Annotated in this window: 25 protein-coding genes; 14 read left to right on the top strand and 11 right to left on the bottom strand. The window is 71.0% G+C overall.

Annotated features, from left to right (window positions below):
- The first annotated feature begins 1 nt into the window (after position 1).
- From ACWDR3_RS09340 to ACWDR3_RS09320, 5 genes are all read left to right on the top strand, one after another.
- Entirely contained in the window at positions 2 to 220 is a 219-nt protein-coding gene (locus ACWDR3_RS09340; RefSeq protein ID WP_450351850.1) for a hypothetical protein, read from the top strand.
- Positions 221 to 222: 2 nt separating this feature from the next.
- On the top strand, positions 223 to 990 hold the full coding sequence (locus ACWDR3_RS09335) for an ABC transporter ATP-binding protein (RefSeq protein WP_450351849.1): 768 nt from the start codon (positions 223 to 225) through the stop codon (positions 988 to 990).
- 56 nt (positions 991 to 1,046) lie between these two features.
- Complete coding sequence (locus ACWDR3_RS09330) at positions 1,047 to 2,030, top strand: ABC transporter substrate-binding protein (protein WP_450351848.1); 984 nt, start codon at positions 1,047 to 1,049, stop codon at positions 2,028 to 2,030.
- Between the two features lie 157 nt (positions 2,031 to 2,187).
- The gene (locus ACWDR3_RS09325) at positions 2,188 to 3,261 is read left to right on the top strand and encodes a glycerophosphodiester phosphodiesterase family protein (RefSeq protein ID WP_450351847.1); all 1,074 of its coding nucleotides are present in this window, start codon (positions 2,188 to 2,190) and stop codon (positions 3,259 to 3,261) included.
- A gap of 85 nt (positions 3,262 to 3,346) precedes the next feature.
- Complete coding sequence (locus ACWDR3_RS09320) at positions 3,347 to 4,330, top strand: TIGR01777 family oxidoreductase (RefSeq protein WP_450351846.1); 984 nt, start codon at positions 3,347 to 3,349, stop codon at positions 4,328 to 4,330.
- A 61-nt stretch (positions 4,331 to 4,391) separates the two neighbouring features.
- On the opposite strand, the gene ACWDR3_RS09315 is transcribed toward ACWDR3_RS09320, so the two are convergent.
- From ACWDR3_RS09315 to ACWDR3_RS09300, 4 genes are read right to left on the bottom strand one after another with little or no spacing between them, the layout of a single operon-like run.
- Positions 4,392 to 5,687 carry an NAD(P)/FAD-dependent oxidoreductase gene (locus ACWDR3_RS09315; RefSeq protein WP_450351845.1) on the bottom strand — a complete coding sequence of 432 codons (1,296 nt, stop codon included), beginning with the start codon at positions 5,685 to 5,687 and terminating at the stop codon, positions 4,392 to 4,394.
- Positions 5,684 to 6,484 carry an amino acid ABC transporter ATP-binding protein gene (locus tag ACWDR3_RS09310; protein ID WP_450351844.1) on the bottom strand — a complete coding sequence of 267 codons (801 nt, stop codon included), beginning with the start codon at positions 6,482 to 6,484 and terminating at the stop codon, positions 5,684 to 5,686. The genes ACWDR3_RS09315 and ACWDR3_RS09310 overlap by 4 nt, the downstream gene beginning before the upstream one ends.
- Complete coding sequence (locus tag ACWDR3_RS09305) at positions 6,481 to 7,236, bottom strand: amino acid ABC transporter permease (RefSeq protein ID WP_450351843.1); 756 nt, start codon at positions 7,234 to 7,236, stop codon at positions 6,481 to 6,483. Before ACWDR3_RS09305 ends, ACWDR3_RS09310 begins: the two co-directional genes overlap by 4 nt.
- Before the next feature lie 9 nt (positions 7,237 to 7,245).
- Positions 7,246 to 8,175: a substrate-binding periplasmic protein gene (locus tag ACWDR3_RS09300; RefSeq protein ID WP_450351842.1), complete on the bottom strand. Its 930-nt coding sequence runs from the start codon at positions 8,173 to 8,175 to the stop codon at positions 7,246 to 7,248.
- 224 nt (positions 8,176 to 8,399) lie between these two features.
- On the opposite strand from ACWDR3_RS09300, the gene ACWDR3_RS09295 reads away from it, so the two are divergent.
- Positions 8,400 to 9,593, top strand: a complete 1,194-nt coding sequence (locus ACWDR3_RS09295) for a CdaR family transcriptional regulator (protein ID WP_450351841.1) — start codon at positions 8,400 to 8,402, stop codon at positions 9,591 to 9,593.
- Positions 9,594 to 9,616: 23 nt separating this feature from the next.
- Positions 9,617 to 10,510: a hypothetical protein gene (locus tag ACWDR3_RS09290; RefSeq protein WP_450351840.1), complete on the top strand. Its 894-nt coding sequence runs from the start codon at positions 9,617 to 9,619 to the stop codon at positions 10,508 to 10,510.
- Between the two features lie 17 nt (positions 10,511 to 10,527).
- On the opposite strand, the gene ACWDR3_RS09285 is transcribed toward ACWDR3_RS09290, so the two are convergent.
- Positions 10,528 to 11,028: a hypothetical protein gene (locus tag ACWDR3_RS09285; RefSeq protein WP_450351839.1), complete on the bottom strand. Its 501-nt coding sequence runs from the start codon at positions 11,026 to 11,028 to the stop codon at positions 10,528 to 10,530.
- Positions 11,029 to 11,203: 175 nt separating this feature from the next.
- Between ACWDR3_RS09285 and ACWDR3_RS09280 the strand changes: the two genes are divergently transcribed.
- Positions 11,204 to 11,875: a LuxR C-terminal-related transcriptional regulator gene (locus ACWDR3_RS09280; RefSeq protein ID WP_450351838.1), complete on the top strand. Its 672-nt coding sequence runs from the start codon at positions 11,204 to 11,206 to the stop codon at positions 11,873 to 11,875.
- 61 nt (positions 11,876 to 11,936) lie between these two features.
- Here ACWDR3_RS09280 and ACWDR3_RS09275 read toward each other — a convergent pair whose 3' ends face one another.
- On the bottom strand, positions 11,937 to 12,995 hold the full coding sequence (locus ACWDR3_RS09275; protein WP_450351837.1) for a glycoside hydrolase family 5 protein: 1,059 nt from the start codon (positions 12,993 to 12,995) through the stop codon (positions 11,937 to 11,939).
- 222 nt (positions 12,996 to 13,217) lie between these two features.
- Here ACWDR3_RS09275 and ACWDR3_RS09270 point away from each other — a divergent pair, with 222 nt between their 5' ends.
- Positions 13,218 to 14,270 (top strand): LacI family DNA-binding transcriptional regulator, encoded by a 1,053-nt coding sequence (locus ACWDR3_RS09270; protein WP_450351836.1) that lies wholly within the window; start codon positions 13,218 to 13,220, stop codon positions 14,268 to 14,270.
- A gap of 3 nt (positions 14,271 to 14,273) precedes the next feature.
- Here the strand turns inward: ACWDR3_RS09270 and ACWDR3_RS09265 are convergent, their stop codons facing one another.
- Positions 14,274 to 15,137: an LLM class flavin-dependent oxidoreductase gene (locus ACWDR3_RS09265; RefSeq protein ID WP_450351835.1), complete on the bottom strand. Its 864-nt coding sequence runs from the start codon at positions 15,135 to 15,137 to the stop codon at positions 14,274 to 14,276.
- Positions 15,138 to 15,211: 74 nt separating this feature from the next.
- Positions 15,212 to 15,847 carry a DUF6629 family protein gene (locus ACWDR3_RS09260; RefSeq protein WP_450351834.1) on the bottom strand — a complete coding sequence of 212 codons (636 nt, stop codon included), beginning with the start codon at positions 15,845 to 15,847 and terminating at the stop codon, positions 15,212 to 15,214.
- Between the two features lie 88 nt (positions 15,848 to 15,935).
- On the opposite strand from ACWDR3_RS09260, the gene ACWDR3_RS09255 reads away from it, so the two are divergent.
- Complete coding sequence (locus ACWDR3_RS09255; RefSeq protein ID WP_450351833.1) at positions 15,936 to 16,697, top strand: YqjF family protein; 762 nt, start codon at positions 15,936 to 15,938, stop codon at positions 16,695 to 16,697.
- Positions 16,698 to 16,775: 78 nt separating this feature from the next.
- Here ACWDR3_RS09255 and ACWDR3_RS09250 read toward each other — a convergent pair whose 3' ends face one another.
- Positions 16,776 to 17,936, bottom strand: coding sequence for a S1 family peptidase (locus tag ACWDR3_RS09250; protein WP_450351832.1), 1,161 nt, complete (start codon positions 17,934 to 17,936; stop codon positions 16,776 to 16,778).
- A 253-nt stretch (positions 17,937 to 18,189) separates the two neighbouring features.
- Between ACWDR3_RS09250 and ACWDR3_RS09245 the strand changes: the two genes are divergently transcribed.
- Complete coding sequence (locus ACWDR3_RS09245; RefSeq protein WP_450351831.1) at positions 18,190 to 18,603, top strand: VOC family protein; 414 nt, start codon at positions 18,190 to 18,192, stop codon at positions 18,601 to 18,603.
- A gap of 40 nt (positions 18,604 to 18,643) precedes the next feature.
- Here ACWDR3_RS09245 and ACWDR3_RS09240 read toward each other — a convergent pair whose 3' ends face one another.
- Both ACWDR3_RS09240 and ACWDR3_RS09235 read right to left on the bottom strand, forming a co-directional pair.
- Entirely contained in the window at positions 18,644 to 19,435 is a 792-nt protein-coding gene (locus ACWDR3_RS09240) for a PIG-L deacetylase family protein (RefSeq protein ID WP_450351830.1), read from the bottom strand.
- Between the two features lie 84 nt (positions 19,436 to 19,519).
- Positions 19,520 to 20,245: an IclR family transcriptional regulator gene (locus tag ACWDR3_RS09235; protein ID WP_450351869.1), complete on the bottom strand. Its 726-nt coding sequence runs from the start codon at positions 20,243 to 20,245 to the stop codon at positions 19,520 to 19,522.
- A gap of 152 nt (positions 20,246 to 20,397) precedes the next feature.
- On the opposite strand from ACWDR3_RS09235, the gene ACWDR3_RS09230 reads away from it, so the two are divergent.
- Genes ACWDR3_RS09230 through dmpG form a run of 3 tightly spaced genes read left to right on the top strand, consistent with a single transcriptional unit; the run spans position 20,398 to position 23,257 of the window.
- A complete protein-coding gene (locus tag ACWDR3_RS09230; RefSeq protein ID WP_450351829.1) occupies positions 20,398 to 21,264 on the top strand; it encodes a 2-keto-4-pentenoate hydratase in 867 nt (288 codons plus the stop codon).
- The gene (locus ACWDR3_RS09225; RefSeq protein WP_450351828.1) at positions 21,261 to 22,247 is read left to right on the top strand and encodes an acetaldehyde dehydrogenase (acetylating); all 987 of its coding nucleotides are present in this window, start codon (positions 21,261 to 21,263) and stop codon (positions 22,245 to 22,247) included. The genes ACWDR3_RS09230 and ACWDR3_RS09225 overlap by 4 nt, the downstream gene beginning before the upstream one ends.
- Positions 22,244 to 23,257: a 4-hydroxy-2-oxovalerate aldolase gene (gene dmpG / locus ACWDR3_RS09220; protein WP_450351827.1), complete on the top strand. Its 1,014-nt coding sequence runs from the start codon at positions 22,244 to 22,246 to the stop codon at positions 23,255 to 23,257. Before ACWDR3_RS09225 ends, dmpG begins: the two co-directional genes overlap by 4 nt.
- Positions 23,258 to 23,263 lie beyond the last annotated feature (6 nt).

The raw sequence follows: 23,263 nt of genomic DNA, 5'->3' as shown, positions 1-23,263 counted from the left end.
CGTGCGGATCGACACGGACGGCGTGACGGTCGATCGGGCGGAGAGGCCGCTGACCATGCGGCTCCACTTGGACGGCATACCGGTCGAGCGGGCGGACGCGCTGCCGCAACTCCCGCTCTCACGCACCGAGTTGCCCGCCGAAGACATCATCCCTGCAGCCGGGGCGCCTGCCTCTCCGCTGCTCATGCGGCGCAACCACTATGCGTTCGGAGGGCGCTGATCATGCGGCTCGACATCACCGACGTGACCGTCGAAGTGGCCGGTGCCCGGCTGGTCGAGGACATCGAACTCGCCGTGGACAGCGGGGCGTTCGTGGGTCTCGTCGGGCCCAACGGGAGCGGCAAGTCGACGTTGCTGCGGTGTGTGTACCGGGCGCTGCGGCCGGACCAGGGTGCGATACGGCTCGACGGCGAGGACGTGCACGGCATGCAATCCCGGGCCGCCGCGCGGGTGTTGGCCGCGCTGCCCCAGGAGTCGGCGGCGGAGTTCGACTTCACGGTCGCCGAAGTGGTCGCCATGGGGCGACTGCCGCACCTGGACCGGACGGCCGCGCGGGACCGTGCCGTGTGCGCCGAGGCCATGGAGCGCACGGGCGTCGATCATCTCGCCGAGCGCGGCTTCCTCGCGCTGTCCGGCGGCGAGCGGCAGCGCGTCCTCATCGCCCGCGCGCTGGCCCAGCAGCCCCGGGTGCTGGTCCTCGACGAGCCCACCAACCACCTCGACATCGCCCACCAGTTGGACGTGCTCGCGCTGGTCCGGCGCAGCGGTCTGACCGCCCTGGCCGCCCTGCACGACCTCAACCTGGCCGCCGCGCACTGCGATCGGCTGTACGTCGTCGCGGGCGGCCGGATCGTCGCCTCGGGGCCGCCGTACGAGGTTCTCCAACCAGCCCTGCTCGCCGAGGTGTTCGGGGTGCGCGCGCATCCCGTGCGGCACCCGGAGACGGGCGCGGTCCAGCTGCTGTTCGACCTGCTCCCCGCCACCTCGTAAGAACCCTGCACCCAACCCCTCGTAAGAACCCTGCCCCCACCCGCGTAAGGATCCCTGTGCGCAAGCTGCTCATCGCCGCCCTCTGTCTCGCCGCGACCGCCACCGGCTGCGGCGCCACCGTCGAACCGCAGGCCGACGCGAAGGCGAAGTCCACCGTCGTCACGCTCACCAACTGCGGCCGCAAGGTGACCTACGACAAGGTCCCCGACCGCGTGGTCACCAACGACGTCGGCATCACCGAGTTGATGTTCGCGCTCGGTCTGGAGGACCGCATGGCCGGGTTCGCGATGCCCGACGACAAGGGCGACCTCAGCGACGTCCGGTGGAAGGACGGCTACCAGAAGGTCAAGTGGCTCTCCAAGGACCAACTCACCAAGGAGAACGTCCTCGACGCCCGCGCCGACCTCGTCTTCGCGGGCTGGAACTACGGTTTCAGCGAGGCCGACGGCTTCACCCCGGACAGCCTGAAGAAGCTCGGCATCCCCACGTACACCCTCACCGAGTCGTGCCACAACGGCCGTACGGAGACCTCGCGCGGGATCATGCCGCCGCTGGACGCGCTGTACGAGGACCTCACCAACCTCGGGAAGCTGTTCGGGGTGCAGCAGCGGGCCGCCACCCTCATCGCGGGCTTCAAGAAGCAGATCGCCGACGTCGAGGCGAAGGCGCCGGCGAAGCGTCCCAAGGTCTTCCTCTACGACAGCGGCCAGGATCAGCCCTTCACGTCCGGCCGTTACGCCGCCCCGGACCAGATCATCAGCGCGGCCGGCGGCGCGAACGTCATGCACGACCTGGCCGACTCCTGGACCACCGTCGGCTGGGAGAGCGTCGTCGAGCGGGACCCTGACGTCATCGTGATCTGCGACTACGGGGACGTGAGCGCCGAGCAGAAGCGGAAGTTCCTGCTGTCGTACGCCCCGCTGCGCAATGTCTCCGCCGTCAAGCACCGCCGGATCTTCGTCCTCGACTACGTCGACCTGGTGGAGAGCCCGCGCAACCCGTCGGCGATCGCCCGGCTCGGGGCTTATCTGCGCGGCTGACGAGCACGAGGAGTACGGCTGTGAAGCGGGGCCGCGCGGGTGAGGCCGGGCGGCCGTTCGGTGAGGGTTCATGGCGGGAACATGTCCACGCTGTTGCGTACGCCCGTGGCTCAACTAGCGTCTCCTGCTCGCCCGAACCGACACGAGTGAGGTTTCGATGTCCGCACGACATGCCCTCGCCGGCCTGGCGCTGGCGCCGGTGCTCGCCCTCCCGACGGCCGCCCACGCGACAACGACGGCGCACACGCCCCAACCGCCCGCGCACAGAGCCCTGTTCGATCTGCAGGCCCATCGCGGCGGTCTGGGCCTGACGACCGAGGAGTCGCTGCAGGGCTTCGGCAAGGCCCTGCGGCTCGGGGTGTCCACTCTGGAGCTGGACACCCACATCACCAAGGACCGCAAGGTCGTCGTCAACCACGACCGGCAGATCAGCGGGGTGAAGTGCAGGGACACGGCGCCGGTCACGCCCGGCGACCCGATGTACCCGTATGTCGGCAAGTACATCAAGGACTTGACGCTGGCTCAGATCAAGACTCTGGACTGCGGCTACCAGCAACTGCCCGGGTTCCCGCAGCAGGAGGTGGTCAAGGGTTTCCGGATGGTCGAGCTCAAGGACGTCCTGAACCTGGTCAAGAGCTACCGCGCCAAGCAGGTCAAGCTGAACATCGAGACGAAGGTCGAGGCGGGCGCGCCCGAACAGACCGCCCCGCGTGAGCTGTTCGTGCGCCGCGTCTACGAGGAGATCCACCGCTCCGGCATCGAGGACCAGGTCACGATCCAGTCCTTCGACTGGGGTGCGCTGAAGGCGATGCACAAGCTGGCGCCGAGGTGGCCGCTGGTCGCGCTCACCAACTACGACTTCCTCCAGGTCGGCCAGCCCGGCGCCTCCCCCTGGCTGGGCGGCATCGACGCCGACGACTACGACGGCGACTTCGTCAAGGCGGCGGCCACCATTCCCGGTGTCAAGGCGCTCTCCCCGAACTACGGCTTCCCGCAGAGCGGCAAGATCGGCGACCCGGACTTCCGCTTCTACCCCGACCCCAAGATGATCTCCGAGGCCCACGCCCGGGGCCTCAAGGTCATCCCGTGGACCTGTGACGATCCGGCCACCATCGAGGCGCTCATGGACATGGGCATCGACGGCATCATCACGGACTACCCCGACCGCGTCCGCCAGATCATGGCCGACCGCGGCCTACGCCTGCCCAAGGCGTACCAGCCCCGGCACTGACCAACCCCAGGAGGCGCCACCCCGCCGTTTTGAACACGTTCAACACCGGCGTATGCTCGCTCCGAGAACAGAGGGGGCGAGCCGGATGAAGATCGTGATTCCCGGGGGCACCGGGCAGGTGGGGACGCTGCTGCGCCGCGAGCTGACCGCGGCCGGTCATGAGGTCGTGGTGCTGAGCCGACGGCCGGGACGCCCTGGCGACATCCCGTGGGACGGGGTGCGCCAGGGCCCCTGGGCCGAGGTGATCGACGGCAGCGATGTGGTGATCAACCTGGCGGGGCGGAGCGTCAGTTGCCGCTACACGCCCGCGAACTTGCGGGCGATGATGGACTCACGGGTGGACTCCGCGCGGGCCGTCGGCGAGGCGATCGCGTCCGCTGCCCGACCGCCCCGCGTCTGGCTCCAGATGAGCACCGCGACCATCTACTCCCACCGTTTCGACGCGCCGAACGACGAGACGACGGGTGTCATCGGCGGCACCGAGCCGGACGTCCCCGACTACTGGGTCTACAGCATCGAGATCGCCCGGGCCTGGGAGCGGGAGCTGGAGGAGGCCGATACCCCGCACACCCGCAAGGTGGCGCTCCGTTCGGCCATGGTGATGAGCCCCGACCGGGGCGGTGTCCTCGACGTCCTGCTGCGCCTTGTGCGGCTCGGCCTCGGCGGCCCGGTCGCGGGCGGCGCGCAGTACGTCTCCTGGATCCAGGACCACGACTTCGTCCGCGCGGTCGAATTCCTGGTCGAGCGGGACGACTTGAGCGGACCGGTGAACCTCGCCGCCCCGAACCCGCTGCCGCAACGGGACTTCATGCGTGACCTCCGCGAGGCCTGGGGCACCTCGGTGGGCCTGCCCGCGACGAAGGCGATGGCCGAGCTCGGCGCGTTCGCGCTTCGCTCGGACACCGAACTCCTCCTCAAGAGCCGCCGCGTCGTCCCCGGCCGCCTGCTGGACGCGGGCTTCGACTTCGACCACCCGGACTGGCCGACGGCAGCCGAGGACCTCGTACGGCGGGTACGGGGGTATCGGGGCGCCCACCATGTCCGCTCGACGGCGCGGTTCATCAACTGAGTTCACCGTCGGGACGGAACCCTGGGTGCGAGCTTCGCCTCACTGCCGTCCCCGATCGGAACTACCGCACCCGATCGAACCGGAACGGCGCCAGGCCCTCCGGGCGGCGCCCGGTGCGGACGTACTCGCTGAGCCGGTGGCCCGTGACCGGGCCCAGCGTCACGCCGAGCATGCCGTGGCCCGTGGCGGCGAAGGCGTTGCCGTAGCCGGGGACGCGGTCGATGACCGGGAGGCCGTCGGGGAGGAAGGGGCGGCCGCCGACCCAGGGGTCCCGGATCAGACTCACCAGGTCGTCCGGGTCGTCGAACCAGCGGCCCAGATAGTGGCGGCTGGCGAGGGCGACGGCGACGATCCGGCGCCAGTCGAGGCGGTTGTTGTTGCCGCTCAGCTCCATCGTGCCGCCGATCCGGGTGGTGCCGGCGATCGGCGACGCGACGGCTCGGCGTTCGCCGAAATAGAGCGTGTGCCGGGGTGCCGGGTCGAGGTCGACCGAGAAGCTGTAGCCCTTGCCGGCCTGGAGCGGCAGTGGGCGGCCCAGCGAACCGAGCAGCCCCGCCGAGCGCATCCCGGCCGCGATGACGACGGCCGAGCAGGGGATCTCGCCGTCGCCGGTGCGCAGGGCCGTGACGCGTCCGGCATGCGTACGGAACCCGTCGACCTCCGTGTTCTCGTGGACCTTCACCCCCGACGCGGCGAGCGCCTCGCCGAGCCCGCGCCCGAACGCCTCCGGGTCCACGACGCCCTCTCCCTCGACAAGGTAGGCGGCCCGTACCTGCGGCGAGAGCGCGTCGTCGAGCAGCCGGGCCTCGTCGCCGGTGACGACGTCGTCCGGCATGGGATAGCGGCCGGCCGCCATCTCCCGTTGGACGGCGAGGTGTTGGCGGGCCTCGGTCGCCGACAGGAAGGCGTGCACCATGCCGGGTCGGGTCAGGGTCGTGTCGACGCCGGCCGCGCGCAGCTCGTCGAAGAGAGCGAAGGTGTCGCGGTTCAGTTCGGCGATCGCCGCGTAGCCGCGCCGGAAGGCGGCCGGGGTGCTGCTGCGCCAGAACCGCCACAGCCAGCGCACGAACGCCGGGTCGGGCAGCGGCCGTAGGTACAGGGGCGAGTCCGGTCGGCCCAGGGAGCGGAGCGCGTAGCGCACAACTCCGGGGGCGGGAACAGGAGTTGAGTGGCTGAGGCAGACCCAGCCCGCGTTGCCCCGGGAGGCCCCGGAGGCCAGGCCGCGCCGCTCGACGACCTCGACGGGCAGGCCCGCCCGGGCCAAGTAGTACGCGGTGCACAGTCCCACCACTCCACCGCCGACGACCACGACGGGATCGTCGCCGGTCAGCCCGTTCGAGCTGTTGACGGCGCTCACGTCCCGGATCCGTACGCCGTGAGGAACTCTCTGGTGCGGGTCTGCGCCGGGTGGTCGAGGACGTCCTGCGGGCGGCCCTCCTCGACGATCCGGCCGCCGTCGACGAACACGACGTGGTCCGACACCTCGCGGGCGAAGGGGAGTTCATGGGTGACCAGGAGCATCGTCATACCCTCCGCGGCCAGTTCGCGCATCACGCCGAGCACCTCACGGGTGGCCTCCGGGTCCAGGGACGAGGTGGGTTCGTCGAAGAGCAGCACCTCGGGCCGGAGCGCCAACGCCCTTGCGATGGCGACCCGTTGCTGCTCACCGCCGGAGAGCTGGTCGGGCAGGGCGAGGCCGCGGTGGGCCACGCCGACCCGGCGCAGCAGGGTGACGGCCCGCTCCAGCGCCTCCGGTTCGGCGACGCCCGCCTTGCGCTGGGCCAGCACGATGTTCTCGACGGCCGTCAAGTGCGGGAAGAGGTTGAACCGTTGGAAGACCATGCCGACGGTACGGCGCAGTCGTGGCAGGTCGCGGCAGACGGTCCGGCCGTCGCGGTGCACCACCTCTCCGGCCACCTCGACCGTGCCCCGGTCGGGCCGCTCCAGCAGATTGACGCAGCGCATCAGCGTCGTCTTGCCGCCGCCGCTCTGCCCGATGACGCTCACGATGCGGCCGCGGTCGACCTCCAGGTCCACGTCGTCGAGGACGAGCCGCCCGTCGAACGACTTGCGCAGCCCCCGGATCCGTACCACCGCCTCGCCGGTCGCGGCCGGGCCGGTCTGTTCGGTGGTCGTGGTGACAGGCTCAGTCATACGACCGCCTCCTTGCGGTCGGTGCGGGTGTCGAGGTCGCTGGCGAGCAGCGCACGGGCGGCACGGACTCGGCGTCGTCGCCAGGGCGACAGCGGGACGCCCGCGCGGACCTTGCGTTCCAGCAGCAGGAGGAGTTGGGAGAGCGGGTAGCACAGGGCGAAGTAGAGGGCGGAGATGACGAGATACACCTCCAGCGCGCGGAAGGTCGCCGAGGTGATGAGCCGCCCCTCGGACATCAGCTCGGCGGCCGAGACGGTGACCAGGAGGGAGGTGGACTTGAGCAGGTCGACCAGCATGGTGTTGGTGCCGGGCAACGCCTGCCGGACCGCCTGCGGCAGGACGACGTGCACGAAGATGCCCACCTTGCCGAGGCCCAGCGCCTCACCGGCCTCGGTCTGACCGGTGTGGACGCCGCTGATGGCGGAGCGGAAGATCTCCGAGAGGTAGGCGGCGTAGAAGACGATCAGGCTGAGGCAGCCGGCGGTGAACACGTCGAGCCGGATGCCCGCGGAGGCCAGACCGAAGTAGGTCAGGAAGATGATGGCGAGCAGCGGGACGTTCTTGAACACCTCGGTGTAGACGGCGGCGACGGCTCGCGCGGGCCAGGCGCGGTTCAGCCGGAGCAGGGCCACCGCCAGGCCAAGCAGGACCGCGCCGGCGAAGCTGACCACCGTGTAGGAGACGGTACGGCCGAGCGCGTCGAGCAGGTCGGATCGGTAGTCGGACCAGGGGACTTGGAAGAGACCGGACATGTCATCCCCTCACTTGGCGATGGACGGGGGCGTCCAGTCGGCGGGCCGGTCCACTCCGCGCCGCGCGCCGGCGACATCGGCGGCCGGCTTCAGGAACTGCTCGGGGTCACCGCCGTACTTCTTCACGAGCTTCGCCAACTCGCCGTTGGTGTACATCGCGTCGATCTGCGCGGAGATCGCCTGCTCCAGCTTGGTGGCCTTCTTGGGGAGGTAGAAGCCGGTCTGGTACGGCTGGAAATAGGCGTACGCGGGCTCGGCCTTGACCTCGGCGGCGGTCGGCGGGGTCAGGTACTCCGTCTTGATCTTCAGGTCGGGGCGTTCCTTCTGGGCCGCGATGATGATCAGCGGGTCGAGGAAGCCGACGTCGACGCGGCCGGCGCCGAGGTCGTCGAAGACGCCGTTGGCGTCGGGGTAGGCGTGCAGCTTCGCGCCGGGCACGGCCTGTATCGACTTGACCCAGACATAGCCCTCGACCGTGCCGAGGTCGAGGCCCTTGAGGTCGTCGACCGTCTTGTACGTCTTTCCGCTGCGCACGGCCATCGCGGGCGGCGAGTAGTAGGGCGGGTCGGTGAACAGGCCCTGCTTCTGCCGGTCGGCGGACCAGGCGACACCGCCGATGGTGAGGTCGACGCGGCGGGACTGGACGCCGGCCAGCATGCCGGCGAAGTCGGTGACCTGGGGCTTGATCTCCAGGCCCAGCTTCTTGGCGACGTAACCGAGGATGTCGCCGTCCAGGCCGACGATCTTGTCGCCCTGGACGCTGGTGTAGGGGGCGTACGGCTGGACGGCCACCTTGATGACGCCGGGCGTCAGCGTGCCCAGGGCGGCGACCTTCGCGGACACGTTCTTGGGGGCGTCGTCGCCGGAACCGCAGGCGGAGACGGTGGACAGCAGGAGAGTCGCCAGCAGGGCGGACGCGAGAGAGCGTGCACGTGTCATCGGCTTGGGCCTTCCGTCCGGGCGCTCACGGGCGCTTCCGGGTACTGAACGGGACCCGCCGTTCACCGCGCTGTGCCCTCGGCGGGGACCTTGATTGGGGGCATACGCTAGAGACCGGTTCGGATCACGTCACCGGTCACTTCGTACAGAGTTGTGGCCGATACGGACCCCTCCCCTGTACGGTGCGCCCAGATCCGCACCGGCTGCCGGCGGGAGGAACACCCATGCTGAGCCCGTCGCTCGCCCAGGAGATCGCCGCGGACACCTCCGCCGTCATCGGGTTCAACGTGCTGATCACGGACGCGGAGGGCATGGTCATCGGCAGCGGCGACAGCAGCCGCGTCGGCACCTTCCACGAGGCGTCCGTGGACGTCGTACGCACCCAGGAACCCGCCACCCACAGCGCCTCGCAGGCCGGGCTGCTGCGCGGGGTACGGCCGGGCGTCACACTGCCGCTGGTGACAGGCGGACGCGCGGTGGGCACGGTCGGGATCACCGGTACGCCCGGACAAGTGCGCCGCTTCGGGCTGCTGGTGAAGCGGCAGACGGAGATCCTGCTGCGTGAGTCGGTGATGCTGCGCTCGCGGCTGCTCGCCGAACGGGCCTCGGAGAAGCTGCTCACCGACATCGCCTCCTACGATCCGCAGGTCGTCGAGGGCGAGTTCCTGATGTTCCGGGCCGCCGAGCTCGGCTTCGACCTGCGGCTGCCGCGGGCCGCGGTGGCCATCGAGGTGACCGTGCCCGACCCGGCCGCCGGGCGCCGCAGCGCACCCACCCACGACATGGCACTGGTCCGCTCGGAACTGCTGCGCACGGTCCGTGAGGTCTTCGCCGACCCGCAGGACGTCGTCGCCTCGACGGCCCCCGGCTGGATCGGCGTACTGAGCCGGCTGCCCGCGCAGCAGCCGACGGACGCCCTGCTCGCCGCGTGCCGACGGGTCACCGATGTGATCGCCGCGCAGGACGGGCTCAGCGCCCGCGCCGGTATCGGCGAGGCGGCCTCCTCGGTCGGTGGACTGCACGACTCCTACCAGGACGCCTGCGACGCGCTGCGGCTCGGCGCCCGGATGACGGAGGGTTCCGCCGTCCACCTGATCACCGACCTCCGGGTCCACCAACTCCTGGCGGCCGTGGGCCAGCCCGCCCGCAGCCGGCTGATCGAACTCACCACGGCCGAACTGCGCGCCCAGCCCGACTGGCCGTCGCTGCGCGACACGGTGACCGCCTGGTGCGAGAGCGGCTTCCATCTCGTACGGACCTCCGCCGCGCTGCACATCCACCGCAATACGGTGATCTACCGGATGAACAAGATCGAGCAGATCACCGGCCGCCCCCTGCGCGAGCACCGCACCACGATGGCGCTGTACCTCGCGTGCCTCGCGGACCAACTGGCGGGCGGGGGCGAGCAGGACCGGTGAGCAGTTCCGAGGACAGGAGGACGATGGAGTCCGACAACAGGCCGGCGACCGCGTCAGCCGCCACCCCGCTCGGTTCGTACGTGGAGTCGTGGACCCCGGGTCCGGTCACGGACGAGGATCCGCTGCCCGTCGGTCCGGTGGCCGCCCTGTCGGCGGTCCTGGACCTGCCCGAGGCCGTGGCGAAGGACGGCGAGCCGCTGCCTCCGCTGTGGCACTGGCTGTACTTCTTGAACTGGCCCGCACAGGGCCGGTTGGGACCCGACGGCCATCCGCTCGAAGGCCACTTCCTGCCGCGGATCCCGCAACGCCAGCGCATGTGGGCCGGAGGCCGCTGCGAGATCCGCGAGCCGCTGCGCCTGGGCGAACCGGCCGAGCGCGTGAGCAGCCTGGGCGCGCTCACCGCCAAGCAAGGGCGCACCGGGGAGCTGCTCTTCGTGACCGAGCGCCGTGAGTTCCGGCAGCGCGGGCGGGTCTGTTTCGTCGAGGAGCAGGACAGCGTGTACCGGTCGGGCCGCAGTGCGGGTCAACACCCGGGCGCCCTCGACGAGTCGGCCCTCCCCGAAGCCAACTCCCCTTGGCAGCTCGCCGTGCACCCGGATCCCGCGCTGCTCTTCCGGTTCAGCGCCCTCACCGCGAACGCGCACCGGATCCACTACGACGCCCCGTACTGCCGCGACGAGGAGGGCTACCCCGGCCTCCTGGTCCACGGCCCGCTGCTCGCCCTGCTCATGCTCGAACTCCCCCGCCGCCAGGCGCCGTTCCGGCCGGTGCGCTCACTGTCGTACCGGCTCCACAAGCCGGTCTTCGGCGGCGAGCACATCGCGGCCTGCGGCACCCCGACCGACGAGGGTGCCGCACTGCGGGTGGCCACGCACCGGGAGGAGCGGCACGCGACGGCCGAGGTGACGTTCGGGTAGACCCGCCGCGGCCGCCGTCAGGAGGCGCTCGGGGCGGCCGGGCCGATGCCGCGCAACTGCTGGATCTCGCCGCCCAGTTTGGTGCGGAACTCCTTCAGCTTGGCCGGCTGCGCGCTGACCACCCAGCGCGAGCCGACGAGGTGCTGTCCGCCGTAGCCGCTGGCCGCGTCGAGCCAGGCGAGCTTGTACTTCTCCTCGGGGAACGTGGTGATGACCTGGTCGGCCGCCTTGGTGTGGCACACGCCCTGCCGCAGTTCGTCCGCGTCGACCCGGATCTTGGGCGTGCAGCCGATCAGCCCGGCGATCACCTCGACCTTGGCCGGTGCCACCACCCCGGCCTCGGGAGCGGCGGTCACCGCGATCTTGCCGGTCCTGGTCTCCGCGCGGTCGTCCTCGCCTCCGCTGCACGCCACGGCCAGGGGCAGCAGGGCCAGGCCGCCGACGAGGGCGGCGGCCCGCGGCAGCCGGGCCGGGGACGGGACGCGATCGACGCCGATTCGCGCTCGCTGCTGGAACAAAGGGCCTCCTGCTCCGTGTTGGTCCGACAGGAGGTACGGGTGTGTCGCGGCGGACGTTCAGCCGAGGCACATGGTGATCGAAACCACAGAAGAAAAACGCTAGCGTTTCGATAGGTGCGGGTCTACGCTGAAGGCCTAGGGGAACGATACCGTTTCGTTCACGAAGGGCCCCGCCATGACCTCCGTACTCATCGTCAACGCACCCTCACTGCAGCGACTCGGCCTGCGCATGCTGCTGGCCGCCGAGCCCGATCTGACCGTCGTCGGCGAGGCGACGAGCGCGGACGAGGCGGTTCGTGAGAGTGCCGCACTCCACCCCGACGTGGTCCTGGTGGACGACCGCTTCTCCCACACGATCGGCGTCGACGCCATCCGCCGTATCACCCGGTCAGGGCGGGTCGGCGAGCGCCAGCCCCGCGTGCTGGTCCTGACACCCGCCGACGGTGAGGCCTATCCCTATGCGGCTCTGCGCGCCGGCGCCGGCGGATTCCTCCAGCCGGACGCCACGGCCGAGGAACTGATCGCCGCAGTCCGGATCGTGGCCTCGGGAGACGCCGTCATCACGCCCGACCTGACCCGCGCCCTCATCGAGGCGGTCCGCGAGCAGCAACCCGCCCGCGCCATCCGCGAAGTGGGCCTCGACACGCTCACCGGGCGCGAGCGCGTCATCCTCTCCGGTGTCGCCTCCGGCTGGTCCAACGCCGAGATCGCCGAGCGGCTCTCCATCGCGCCGACCACCGTGAAGTCCCACGTCAGCCACATCCTCGCCAAGATCGGCGCCCGGGCCCGCGTGCAGGCGGTGGTCTTCGCCTACGAGTCGGGGCTGGTCCGCCCGGCGGCGGCCTGAGCCGACGCCGAACGGCCGGCCGCGGGCGGGCGCACCGCGGTCGGCCGTGTGAACCGAGTTGTCAGGGCTTGACCGGCTTGCCCCGGCCCCAGGCCCAGGCGAGGCGGTCGGCGCCCGACTGGTTGGTGGTGGCCAGCCAGGGACGGGCGACCGGACCGGTCAGGGTCTGGATGGAGTACGTGTCGTCCGTGCGCAGCCCGGGCCAGTACACCGACCCCATCTCCAGCTCGCGGAAGGTGTCCGTGACGGCCTGGATGAAGTTGACGAAGTTGTCGTCCGGAGTCGCCTTGTTGTAGTCGAGGCCCGTGGTCATCGGCGCCCCGAACTCGTCGGCGACGGTACGCCCCGCGCAGTCGCCGATGCGCACCTTGAGGTCGGCCACCCACTCGTCGTAGGTGGCGTAGCTCTTCCAGAAGCCGTAGTGGTGCAGCGACAGATAGGTCCCCTTCAGGCGCGGGTCGGCGCAGACCGAGGTGACGTGGTCGTTGTAGCCGGCGCCGCTGACGAAGACGCGGTTGCGGGGCACCGACGGGTAGGTGGCCAGCCACTTGGCGGCGATGTCGGCCCACTCGGCGTCGGTGTAGCCGTGCGGTTCGTTCATCGGCTCGAAGTAGACCAGCGGGTTGTGCTTGTAGGCCTTGACCACGGTGTTCCACATGGGCCAGTACGTGGTCTCGTCGTCGATGTAGCCGTCCTTCTGGGCGCCGGTGCCCTCCCAGTAGGACACGATCACCTTGAAGCCCTGGGCCGAGGCCGCGTCGACGACCGCACGATACGACTTCCAGTACGCGCCGTTGACGGTGTACGGGTTGATCGGCAGCCGCACGGTGTTGGCGCCGAGGTTGGCGCGGAAGGCCGCGATGATCCGGGTCGCCTTGGCGTACGTCTTCGCGTAGCCGTCGGTCGTCGAGAGGCCGGACAGCTGGAGAAGGTCGTCGGCGAAGTTGTCGCGCGGGTCGGCCCAGTTCACGCCCTTGAACTGGGTCGTGCCGGTGCTCGGCGCGGTGGCGGAGGCGGGGGTGCCCGTGAGGGTCGCTCCGCTGATCGCGGTGATCGCCAGCGCCACGAAGGCGGCGCGCAGCCGAGGAGTGCGGCGGCTCGTGGCAGGGGTCTTGCGCATCGACGTGCCCTTTCAGGAGGACCGGATGTTTACGTAAACATGCTGTGCGGCAAGAGGCGGCAGGAGTGGGGGCGGGTGGCGGACTCGGGATCGCCGCGGACGATGTTTACGTAAACTCGGAGGCGCCGGAATCGTGACATCCGCTCCGGCGACCGTCAAGGTTTCCCACACGTAACATCCGGTGCGCGTGGGCACATCGGGCACCGGTCGAAGGAGGCAGCCGTGGTGGAGCGGGGCGGTTCGGGCGTGCCTGGCGGGCGGCGCAAGCAGCGCGTGTCCATGGCCGACGTGGCCCGGCTCGCGGGTGTCTCGTCGCAGACGGTCTCGCGGGTCTCCAACGGCCAGGCCGGGGTGGTCGGTTCGACCCGGGAGCAGGTGCTTGCCGCGATGCGGGAGCTGGGCTACCGGCCCAACAGCGCGGCGCGCGCGCTGCGTTACGGCCAGTTCAACACCATCGGCGTGATCCTGTTCAGCCTGTCCTCCACGGGCAACAGCCGAACCGTGGAGGCGATCGCCACGCACGCGGCGGCCGAGGGGTACGCGATCACGCTGATCCCGATCGACGTCCCGACGCAGGACAACGTCCTGGGGGCCTTCACGCGTATGGGCGAGCTGGCGGTCGACGCCGTGATCGTCATCATGGAGATCCATCTCCTCGACACCGGTACCGGCTCCTTCCAACTCCCGCCCGGGGTACATGTCGTGGTCGTGGACTCGGACGCCGGCGACCGCTACAGCGTGGTCGACACCGACCAGAGCGCGGGCGCCAGCATGGCCGTACAACACCTGCTCGACCTGGGCCACCGGACCGTATGGCATGTGACCGGGCCGGAGACGTCCTTCTCCGCGCAGCGCCGAACCGAGGCCTGGCGAGCGGCACTTGAGGAGGCGGGGCGCCCGGTGCCGCCGCCGCTGCACGGTGACTGGTCGGCCGAGTCGGGGTATGCGGCCGGACTCGCGCTGGCTCAACAAGCCGACTGCACGGCCGTGTTCGCGTCCAACGACCAGATGGCGCTGGGTCTGCTGCGCGCGTTCCACGAGCGCGGGCGGTCCGTGCCGGACGATGTCAGCGTGGTCGGGTTCGACGACATCCCGGACGCCGCGTACTTCGTGCCGCCGCTCACCACCGTCCACCAGGACTTCGCGGAGGTGGGCCGCCGGTGTGTGCGCAAGGTGCTCCAGCAGATCCGTACCGGTGGCGAGCCGCGCCCCGGCACGGATCTGGTGCCGGCCCGCCTGCTGGTCCGGCGGAGCACTGCGGCTCCGCCGGACTGACCGTCAGGCGATCGCCGCCGCGAGCAGCTCGATCTGCTCCAGGCCGGAACCGGTGGGGACGAAGATGAGCTCGTCGCAGCCGGCGGCCTCGAACGCGGCGGCGTACGACTTGACCATGTCCGGGGTCACCGCGGCGCTCCCGGCGACCTGAGCAGCGGCGTCACCGAGAAAGCCGTAATAGTCCAGCAGGTATCCGTCCGCCTGGGCGCGGGCGTTCGGGCCGAGCCCGAAGTAGGCCAGGGACAGTTTGCGGGGCTTGCCCTCGCGGCCGGCCTGCTGCCAGGCGGTGTCCACACCGACCGCGGCCTGCGCGAACATGTCGGGCGAGCCGCCGCCCATGATCCAGCCGTCGGCCAGCTTGGCCACCCGCCGGAAACTCACGTCGGTCGAACCGCCGAGGATCAGCTCGGGGCCGCCCGCACGCACCGTCGCAGGACCGATCCCGCCGGCGAATCCGCGCTCCTCGCCCGCCCAGATGCGCTTCATGTCGTCGATCTGTTCCTCGAAGCGATGCCCGCGGCCCTTGGTGGACAGCCCGCTGGCGGCATAGTCGTCGTCACGCCCGCCGAGCCCCACACCCAGGACGAAGCGCCCGCCGGAGATGCGTTCGAGTGACGCGGCCTGCTTGGCCAGCAGCGCGGCGTTCTCGTACAGCGGCGCGAGCAGCACGCTGGTCGTCAGGCGGATCCTGCTGGTGACGGCGGCGGCCGCGGTGAGGGCGATCAGCTCCTCATAGCCCTGGTACACGAGCCTGCCGATGGTGCCGAGGGTGCTGAATCCCGCTCCCTCGGCCTGTCGGGCCCAGTCGAGCAGGGTCGGTGGTTCGGTGCCGGGAACCGTGTTGGGAAGGCCGATCCCGATGTCCATCTGTTCCTCCGGTAATAGGAACTCGTTTCGAGCCCATCATGCGCACAGGTGACGGTCCGGCGACCGGTCGGGGATCAGATTCCGACACCGGCCGGGTGATACGCCGGCCGTCGCCCCGCCCAGCCGAGCAGCACCACGGAGCACACGGCCGCGAGCGCGCACCAGGTCGAGACGAACTCCGTCCGCCACAGCGCCGAGCAGATCACGGCCCCCACGCCGACCAGCACGCCCAGTCCTACGAGCCACCGGTCACCGGCGAGCAGCAGCGCGCCGACGGTGGCGAGCAGGTAGCTCGCGATGAGCGGGCGCCCGTGGTCGAGGCCGATGACGTAGCCGACGGTGTGGCCGCGGATGTCGGCGCGCACGGTACGAGTGGCCAGGCTGTAGGCCAGCACGGCGGCGGTCAGGACGCCGGAGGCCAGCGGGATCAACAGCCGGGGCCTGGCCCGGGCCGGAGCGGCGCACAGCACGGCGACGGGCACGAATACCGCGAGCAGCGGCAGGGCGATGACGGCCCAGGCGACGGTGGCCGGTCCGGTGCCGCCGCCGTTGTGCCAGACCTGGGCCTCGACCAGCTGGTGGGCGCCGAGCACCAGGGGCAGCGCGGCTAGGGGCAGGTCCCTGCGACGCCGGGTCCGGGCCACGCAGACCGCGCCGACGGAGGCGATGGCGGTACCCGCCCAGAGATCTGCCGTCGCACTCCAGCACATCGCGTCACCATCACCTCGACCGTCACGGACCCTTCCGGGGCATCCCCCACGCTATGACCCGACTCTCCCCTCTGCCATCCTGACCCTCGTGCCGAACCCCGCCCCCGTCACACCCGACGCGCCCGCCCTCATACGTGCCCCGCTCCTCACCCAGCAGTGGCTCGACCTCACCTTCATCCACTGGGCCGTCCAACCGGACGTCGTGGCACCGCTGTTGCCGCCCGGCACCGTCCCGGACACGCATGACGGGGTCACCTTCGTCGGGCTCGTCGCCTTCCGGATGCACCGGGTGGGCTGGCTGCGGCTGCCCGGGGTGCCGTACCTCGGTACCTTCCCGGAGACCAATGTGCGGCTCTACTCGGTGGACGCGCACGGACGGCGGGGTGTCGTGTTCCGCTCGATGGACGCCTCCCGGCTGATCCCGGTGGTGATGGGCCGCCTCGGCTTCCGGCTGCCGTACCTGTGGTCCCGGATGACCGTCCGCACGGACGGCGACACCGTCGCCTACCGCAGCTCCCGCCGCTGGCCGGGCCCACGCGGAGCGCACAGCGACATCGTGGTCAGGACCGGTGAACCCATCGGAGAACCAACGGAGTTGGAACACTTCCTCACCGCCCGCTGGGGCATGCACAACGCCTTCTTCGGCGGCCCCGACCCCTTGGCCTACCTCCCGAACGACCACCCACGCTGGCCCCTGCACCGCGCGGAACTCCTCACCTGCAAGGAGGACTTGGTCACCGCGGCCGGCCTCCCCACCCCGACCAACCCACCGGTCAGCGTGCTGTACTCCCCCGGCGTCCCGGTACGGCTGGGCCGCCCGGCCCGGCCGGCGGGCATTCCGACGCCCTAGCCGGGACCTGCGGCCCGACCCGCACCCGGGGCCTTCGCCGTCGCCGGGCGGCGAAGGCCCCCTGAGCCAGGAGTGCGGTCAGGCCGTGTGCAGGGTCAGGCCGTACCGGTTGAGGATCTCGTTGACGGGCTGGAACCAGGTCTCGCCGCCGCTGCTGCAGTTGCCCCAGCCGCCGGAGGTGACGCCCTGGGCCTGGTCGCCGCTGATGAACGAGCCGCCGGAGTCGCCGGGTTCGGCGCAGACGCTGGTCTTGGTGAGCTGACGCACCGCGCCCTGGCTGTAGTTGACGGTCTCGTTCAGGGCCAGGACGTTGCCGCAGTGCCAGTGGGTGGTCGAGCCCGAGCGGCAGATGGAGGAGCCGACGGGCGCCACGGCCGAGCCGCGCACCAACTGGTCGGAGACGGTGCCCCAACCGAGGACGACCGGAACCGTCCACCAGCCGCTGCCCACGCTGACCCACGCGTAGTCGTTGTCCGGGAACGAGGAGCCCTGGAAATTGCCGACGTAGGAGCGGTCCCAGCCGTAGACGGCGGCCGAGGGCTGGCCGCAGTGTCCGGCGGTGACGAAGCCGCCGTACACCGAGAAGCCGATGGAGCAGCGGACGTTGCCCGTGTAGTACGGGTCGCCGCCGACCGTGCCGGCCGCGAAGGTGCCGGGCGCCGAGGCGACCGTCTCGACGGTGACCGGACCCGCTGCGCGGGCCTGGGCCAGGAAGCGCCGGACATCGTTGTCAGCTCGGTCGCCGCGGACGACCTCGACGACGACCGCGCCGGCTGTCGGATCGACGTGCCAACTGCTCACGCCCGCAGGGGCGTTCAGCCGGTCGATGCGCGCCTTGGTCGCGTCGAGTTCTCGTGCGCTGTGCCGGACCGTGCGGATCGTGGCGCCGGTGGCGCGGACGGCCTGGCGGGTGGTGGCGGAGGCGTTCGCCGTGACGGCCACGGTGAGCCGGTTGGTCGACGCGTCGAACCAGGAGCCGCCGTAAGCCGCTCCGGCCGCCTTGCGCGCCTTCGGGTCGATGTCGGTGGCGGTCGCCTCGGCCTTGAGGCGGGCCTCGGCCTGGGACTCGGTCAGGCCGAAGTCCCGCTGCATGGCCGACAGCAGTCCGGCCGAGGCGGGTCGGGTGGAGGGGGATGCGGTCGAGTCGTTCGCCGCCGCGGGCAGCGTGCTCGCGGCGGTCAAGCCGCCGAGCATCAGCAGGGCCGCCAGGCCCGCGTGCAGGAGTCGCTTGCGTCTCAAGGGAGTTGCCCTTCGTCGTTCCAACAAGGTGGGGTGGAACAGCGGGTGCGTGAGAGCGCTCTCAAGCCTGCGCGGCAGAGCTTAGCGACGACATCCAGTCAGGTCCATGCCAATCACAGAAGCAGTTTTGACCAGATGTTGAGGGACGTGGACGGGCCTGCCGTGCGGCTCCGGAGACCGGCCGGCGGGCCGTTGTCAGTGCCCCGCGTTACTGTGCGGACATCTGACCTCTGCCCCTGCACAGGAGGCTCTCATGGCGTCACGACTCAACCCCTACATCAGCTTCGACGGGGACGCCCGTCAGGCGCTGGAGTTCTACCAGGAGGTGTTCGGCGGCACCCTCGCGCTGAACACCTTCGGGGAGTTCGGCCAGCCGGACGCGTCCTACGCCGACAAGATCATGCACGGCATGCTGGAGACGCCGAGCGGCTTCACCCTCATGGGCGCGGACACCCCGCCCGAGATGCAGTACACCCCGGGCGGCAACTTCTCGGTGAGCCTGAGCGGCGACGACGAGAAGGACCTGCGCGGCTGGTGGGAGAAGCTGTCGGCCGACGGCACGGTGACCGTGCCGCTGGACAAGCAGATGTGGGGTGACGTGTTCGGTATGTGTACCGACAAGTTCGGCATCCCGTGGATGGTCAACATCGGCGAGACGCAGGGCTGACGGCCGGACTCCGCGGGTCGCTCCCTCACACCGCGCGGAGTCACTGCTCCCAGGGCGGCGGTCCTTCGAAGGCGAGTTGGTGCACGTCGAAGAGGACCGCCGCTTCCACACCGAGCGCCGGGCCCGCCATCCCGGCCGCCCAGGTCAGGAAGGGCCGGGGCTCGAAGCCGTGCGCGCCAAGTCCCTTGGTGTACTCGGCGTGGGCGGCCAGCGAGGCGATCCCGCGCTCCAGCGGTTCGCCGGTGATGTCCACGCCGTGGCTGGGCCGATCACTGCCGGCCAAGCACACGAAGCGGACTCCGCCCCAGGGCTCCAAGCCCTCCTCGGCGAGCTCCGGGAAGATCCAGCGGTTGCCCGCGTCCCGGGTCGCGTCCAGCGCGGCGAGCCCGACCACGCGATGGTCGGCCTGATTGGTCATCCCGCCGATCATGCGGACGTCGAACGCCCCCGACACCACGACCTCCGGCCGGTGCCGGCGGATCGCCCGCACGATGTCACGGCGCAGCGCGGGCCCGTACTCGATGATCCCGTCGGTGTGGTCGAGGAACTCCACCGTCTCCACGCCGACTTCGCGCGCCCCGGCCCGTTCCTCGGCTTCCCGCAGCGGTCCCGCCTGGTCCGGGTGGAGTCCGTCGATACCCGCCTCGCCGCGGGTGGCGAGCAGATACGTGACCTGTTTCCCCTGGGCCGTCCACCGGGCCACGGCGGACGCCATCCCGTACTCGATGTCGTCCGGATGTGCCGCCACGGCCAGACATCGTTCCCAGTCCTCCGGCAGCGCCGGGAGGGCCGATCCGGCACCGAATGCGCTCGCGTCGTCGAGAGTCGTCATGTCCGAATGATGGCGGTCCAGGTCGGTGTACCGATAGAGGCGCGTATATCCGATTGGGGCGGCCCCCAGGGGCGCGGTCCGGGCTCAGCGCGCCTGGCGCAGCGCCCGGGAGAGTCCGAGGGCCGCGGTGCGTACGGCCGGGGCGAGCTGGGCGGGGCTGAAGCGGGCTCGTGGCACGGCGACCGAGAGCGCGGCGACGGCCGTACCGCCGCCGTCGAAGACCGGCGCGGCGATGCAGCACACGCCCAGGGCGGCCTCCTGCTCCTCGTAGGCGAGGCCCGAGACCTGGGCCTGTTCGACGGCCGTGCGCAGCCGCACCGGGTCGGTCACCGAGTGCGGCGTCAGGCGCGGCAGCGGTTCGGCGAGGATCCGCTCGGTGAGTTCGGGGCCGGAGAAGGCGAGCAGCGCCTTGCCCACGCCGGTGCAGGTCAGGGGCAGTCTGCCGCCGACCCGCGAGGGAAGGGGCAGCGGGTCGTGGCCGTGGACGCGCTCCAGGTAGACCACGTCGTGGTCGTCGCGGACACCGAGATGGACGGTCTCGTGCGTGGCCTCGTACAGGTCCTGCACGAAGGGCAGTGCCGTCTCGCGCAGGCCGTGGCGGCGGGGCACGAGCGTGCCGAGTTCGAAGAGCTTGCCGCCGAGCCGGTAGACGGCGCCGTCCCGCTCCAGGAATCCGAGCCGCACGAGGTCCGCGGTCAGCCGGTGCGTGGTGGTCTTGCTGAAGCCGGTGCGCTCGGCGAGTTCCGTCAGACGGTACGCGCCGCCATCCGGGCGGTAGCAGTCCAGGATGACCGCGGCTTTGTCGAGCATGTTGCCCTGGTCGGTGTTCCGTGTCACGGAACAATGATTGCCGGTGTGGCACAGGCACGTCTATACCGGACGTCATCAGACTCTCGTACGCCCGCCGTACGTCCTCGCCCCTCACCCTTCGTTCCTCGTCCCTCGTTCCTTGGAGTGGTCGCATGCCGACACCCCCCAGCGCCGACCGGCCGTCCGCCGCGGTGGTCAAGGCCGCCGACACCCTGGCCGAGGCCACCCGTACCGGAGTGCCCTGTCCTCCGGTACGGTCCCTGCTGCCCGACGGCGACATCACGGCCGCGTATGACGTGCAGCGCCTCAATGTGGCGCGGTCCCTCGAACAGCGGGGCACTCGCGTCGTCGGCCGCAAGATCGGCCTCACCTCCCCCGCCGTCCAGCGCCAACTCGGCGTCGATCAGCCGGACTTCGGGGCGCTGCTGGCCGACATGGCCGTCCCCGACGCGGGCACCGTGCCCGCCGGCCGGCTGCTCCAGCCGAAGATCGAGGCGGAGGTCGCGCTCGTGCTGGGCGCCGATCTGCCGGACACCCGGATCACCGTGGCCGACGTGCTGCGCGCCGTCGACTTCGCGCTGCCCGCGCTGGAGATCGTGGACAGCCGGATCGCCGGCTGGGACATCACCCTCGTCGACACGGTCGCCGACAACGCCTCCTCCGGCCTCTTCGTCCTCGGCACCAGTCCAGTACCGCTGACCGCGCTCGACACGCGCGGGGTGCGGATGACGCTGACCCGCGCGGGCGAGCAGGTCTCCGCGGGCACCGGCGCCGACTGCCTCGGCGGCCCTCTCAACGCGGCCGTCTGGCTCGCGTCGACCCTCGCCGAGGCGGGCGATCCGCTGCGGGCCGGCGACATCGTGCTCACCGGGGCGCTCGGCCCGATGGTGGCCGTCGACCCGGGTGACACCTTCGAGGCGCGGATCTCCGGGTTGGGATCGGTGCGGGTGACGTTCGCGGCGGAGGAAGAGGCGCCGGAAGAGCCGACGGAAACGTCCACCGAAGGAGACCGGCGATGACCGACACCCTCGCCAAGTCCCTTACAAGCGGCGGTACTTCGGCCCGAACCAAGGTCGCCGTCATCGGCTCCGGCAACATCGGCACCGACCTCATGATCAAGGTGCTGCGCACCTCGGACGTCCTGGAGATGGGCGCCATGGTCGGCATCGACCCGGACTCCGACGGTCTGGCCCGGGCCCGCCGTTTCGGGGTCGCCACCACGCACGAGGGCGTCGACGGCCTGGTGCGGCTGGACGAGTTCGAGGAGATCGGGATCGTCTTCGACGCCACCTCGGCGGGCGCCCACCACCACAACGACCGGGTGCTGCGGGACCTCGGACGCCGGGTGGTGGACCTGACGCCGGCCGCGATCGGCCCGTACGTCGTGCCGTCCGTCAACCTGGACGAGCACCTGGACTCCACCAACGTCAACATGGTCACCTGCGGCGGCCAGGCCACGATCCCGATCGTCGCCGCCGTGCGCGCGGTGACGCCGGTCCACTACGGCGAGATCGTGGCCTCCATCTCCTCCCGCTCGGCGGGACCCGGCACCCGCGCCAACATCGACGAGTTCACCGAGACGACCGCCTCGGCCATCGAGAAGGTGGGCGGTGCGGCCCGCGGCAAGGCGATCATCGTGCTCAACCCCGCCGAACCGCCGCTGATCATGCGGGACACCGTGTACTGCCTGGTCGGCGACTGCGACGAGACCGCGGTGACCGCTTCGGTGGAGGAGATGGTCGGCCGGGTGCAGGCGTATGTGCCGGGCTACCGGCTGAAGCAGAAGGTGCAGTTCGACCGGGTCGCCGACGACGATCCGCTGCGCGGACTGCTGCCCGCCGGCACCCGGGGCCCGGCGGCCCGGGTCTCGGTCTTCCTGGAGGTCGAGGGAGCCGCCCACTACCTCCCCTCCTACGCCGGCAATCTCGACATCATGACGTCCGCGGCGCTGCGTACCGCGGAGCGCGTGGCGACGCACCACACCCCGGAGGCGGCCAAGTGACCAGGCTGTACGTGCAGGACGTGACCTTGCGGGACGGCATGCACGCCGTCCGCCACCGCTACACCGTCGAGCAGGCCCGCACCATCGCCGCCGCCCTGGACGCGGCCGGCGTCGGCGCGATCGAGATCGCCCACGGGGACGGCCTGTCCGGGTCCAGCGTCACCTACGGGGTGGGCGCGCACACCGACTGGGAGTGGATCGAGGCGGTGGTGGGCGCCACGCACCAGGCCGTGCCGACGACCCTTCTCCTGCCGGGCATCGGCACCGTGCACGACCTCAAGCAGGCCCACTCGCTCGGCATCCGCTCGGTACGGATCGCCACCCATTGCACCGAGGCCGACATCTCGGCCCAACACATCGCCGCCGCGCGGGAGTTGGGCATGGACGTCGCCGGTTTCCTGATGATGTCCCACATGGCGGAACCGGCCGAACTGGCCCGCCAGGCCAAGCTGATGGAGTCCTACGGCGCCCACTGCGTCTACGTCACCGACTCCGGCGGCCGCCTCACCATGGACGGCGTGCGCGACCGGTTCCGCGCCTACCGCGACGCGTTGGACCCCGCGACCGAGACGGGCATCCACGCCCACCACAACCTCGCCCTCGGCGTGGCCAACACGGTCGTCGCCGTCGAGGAGGGCGCCACCCGCGTCGACGCGTCCCTCGCCGGCCAGGGCGCCGGGGCCGGCAACTGCCCCCTGGAGGCGTTCATCGCGGTCGCGGACCTGATGGGCTGGGACCACGGCTGCGACCTGTTCCCCCTCATGGACGCGGCCGACGACGTCGTACGACCGCTGCAGGACCGCGACGTACGGGTGGACCGCGAGACCCTCACCCTCGGCTACGCCGGCGTGTACTCCAGCTTCCTGCGCCACGCGGAGACGGCCGCGGCCCGCTACGGCCTCGACACGCGCTCGGTGCTGGTGGAGGTGGGCCGGCGCGGGATGGTCGGCGGCCAGGAGGACATGATCACGGACATCGCGCTGGATCTGGCGGGGCGGAGCGAGGGCTGAGCCTGG

This window comes from Streptomyces sp. NPDC001002, from assembly GCF_053599215.1.
Note: the sequence above shows the minus strand (reverse complement) of the source record. Positions and strands in the feature narration are given on the sequence as shown.

Excerpts from the sequence above, each read along its gene's own strand:
- ACWDR3_RS09335 (WP_450351849.1), top strand. The coding sequence starts at position 223 with ATGCGGCTCGACATCACCGACGTGACCGTCGAAGTGGCCGGTGCCCGG.
- ACWDR3_RS09325 (WP_450351847.1), top strand. The coding sequence starts at position 2,188 with ATGTCCGCACGACATGCCCTCGCCGGCCTGGCGCTGGCGCCGGTGCTC.
- ACWDR3_RS09320 (WP_450351846.1), top strand. The coding sequence starts at position 3,347 with ATGAAGATCGTGATTCCCGGGGGCACCGGGCAGGTGGGGACGCTGCTG.
- ACWDR3_RS09310 (WP_450351844.1), bottom strand. The coding sequence starts at position 6,484 with ATGACTGAGCCTGTCACCACGACCACCGAACAGACCGGCCCGGCCGCG.
- ACWDR3_RS09305 (WP_450351843.1), bottom strand. The coding sequence starts at position 7,236 with ATGTCCGGTCTCTTCCAAGTCCCCTGGTCCGACTACCGATCCGACCTG.
- ACWDR3_RS09300 (WP_450351842.1), bottom strand. The coding sequence starts at position 8,175 with ATGACACGTGCACGCTCTCTCGCGTCCGCCCTGCTGGCGACTCTCCTG.
- ACWDR3_RS09295 (WP_450351841.1), top strand. The coding sequence starts at position 8,400 with ATGCTGAGCCCGTCGCTCGCCCAGGAGATCGCCGCGGACACCTCCGCC.
- ACWDR3_RS09290 (WP_450351840.1), top strand. The coding sequence starts at position 9,617 with ATGGAGTCCGACAACAGGCCGGCGACCGCGTCAGCCGCCACCCCGCTC.
- ACWDR3_RS09280 (WP_450351838.1), top strand. The coding sequence starts at position 11,204 with ATGACCTCCGTACTCATCGTCAACGCACCCTCACTGCAGCGACTCGGC.
- ACWDR3_RS09275 (WP_450351837.1), bottom strand. The coding sequence starts at position 12,995 with ATGCGCAAGACCCCTGCCACGAGCCGCCGCACTCCTCGGCTGCGCGCC.
- ACWDR3_RS09265 (WP_450351835.1), bottom strand. The coding sequence starts at position 15,137 with ATGGACATCGGGATCGGCCTTCCCAACACGGTTCCCGGCACCGAACCA.
- ACWDR3_RS09260 (WP_450351834.1), bottom strand. The coding sequence starts at position 15,847 with ATGTGCTGGAGTGCGACGGCAGATCTCTGGGCGGGTACCGCCATCGCC.
- ACWDR3_RS09245 (WP_450351831.1), top strand. The coding sequence starts at position 18,190 with ATGGCGTCACGACTCAACCCCTACATCAGCTTCGACGGGGACGCCCGT.
- ACWDR3_RS09240 (WP_450351830.1), bottom strand. The coding sequence starts at position 19,435 with ATGACGACTCTCGACGACGCGAGCGCATTCGGTGCCGGATCGGCCCTC.
- ACWDR3_RS09235 (WP_450351869.1), bottom strand. The coding sequence starts at position 20,245 with ATGCTCGACAAAGCCGCGGTCATCCTGGACTGCTACCGCCCGGATGGC.
- ACWDR3_RS09230 (WP_450351829.1), top strand. The coding sequence starts at position 20,398 with ATGCCGACACCCCCCAGCGCCGACCGGCCGTCCGCCGCGGTGGTCAAG.
- ACWDR3_RS09225 (WP_450351828.1), top strand. The coding sequence starts at position 21,261 with ATGACCGACACCCTCGCCAAGTCCCTTACAAGCGGCGGTACTTCGGCC.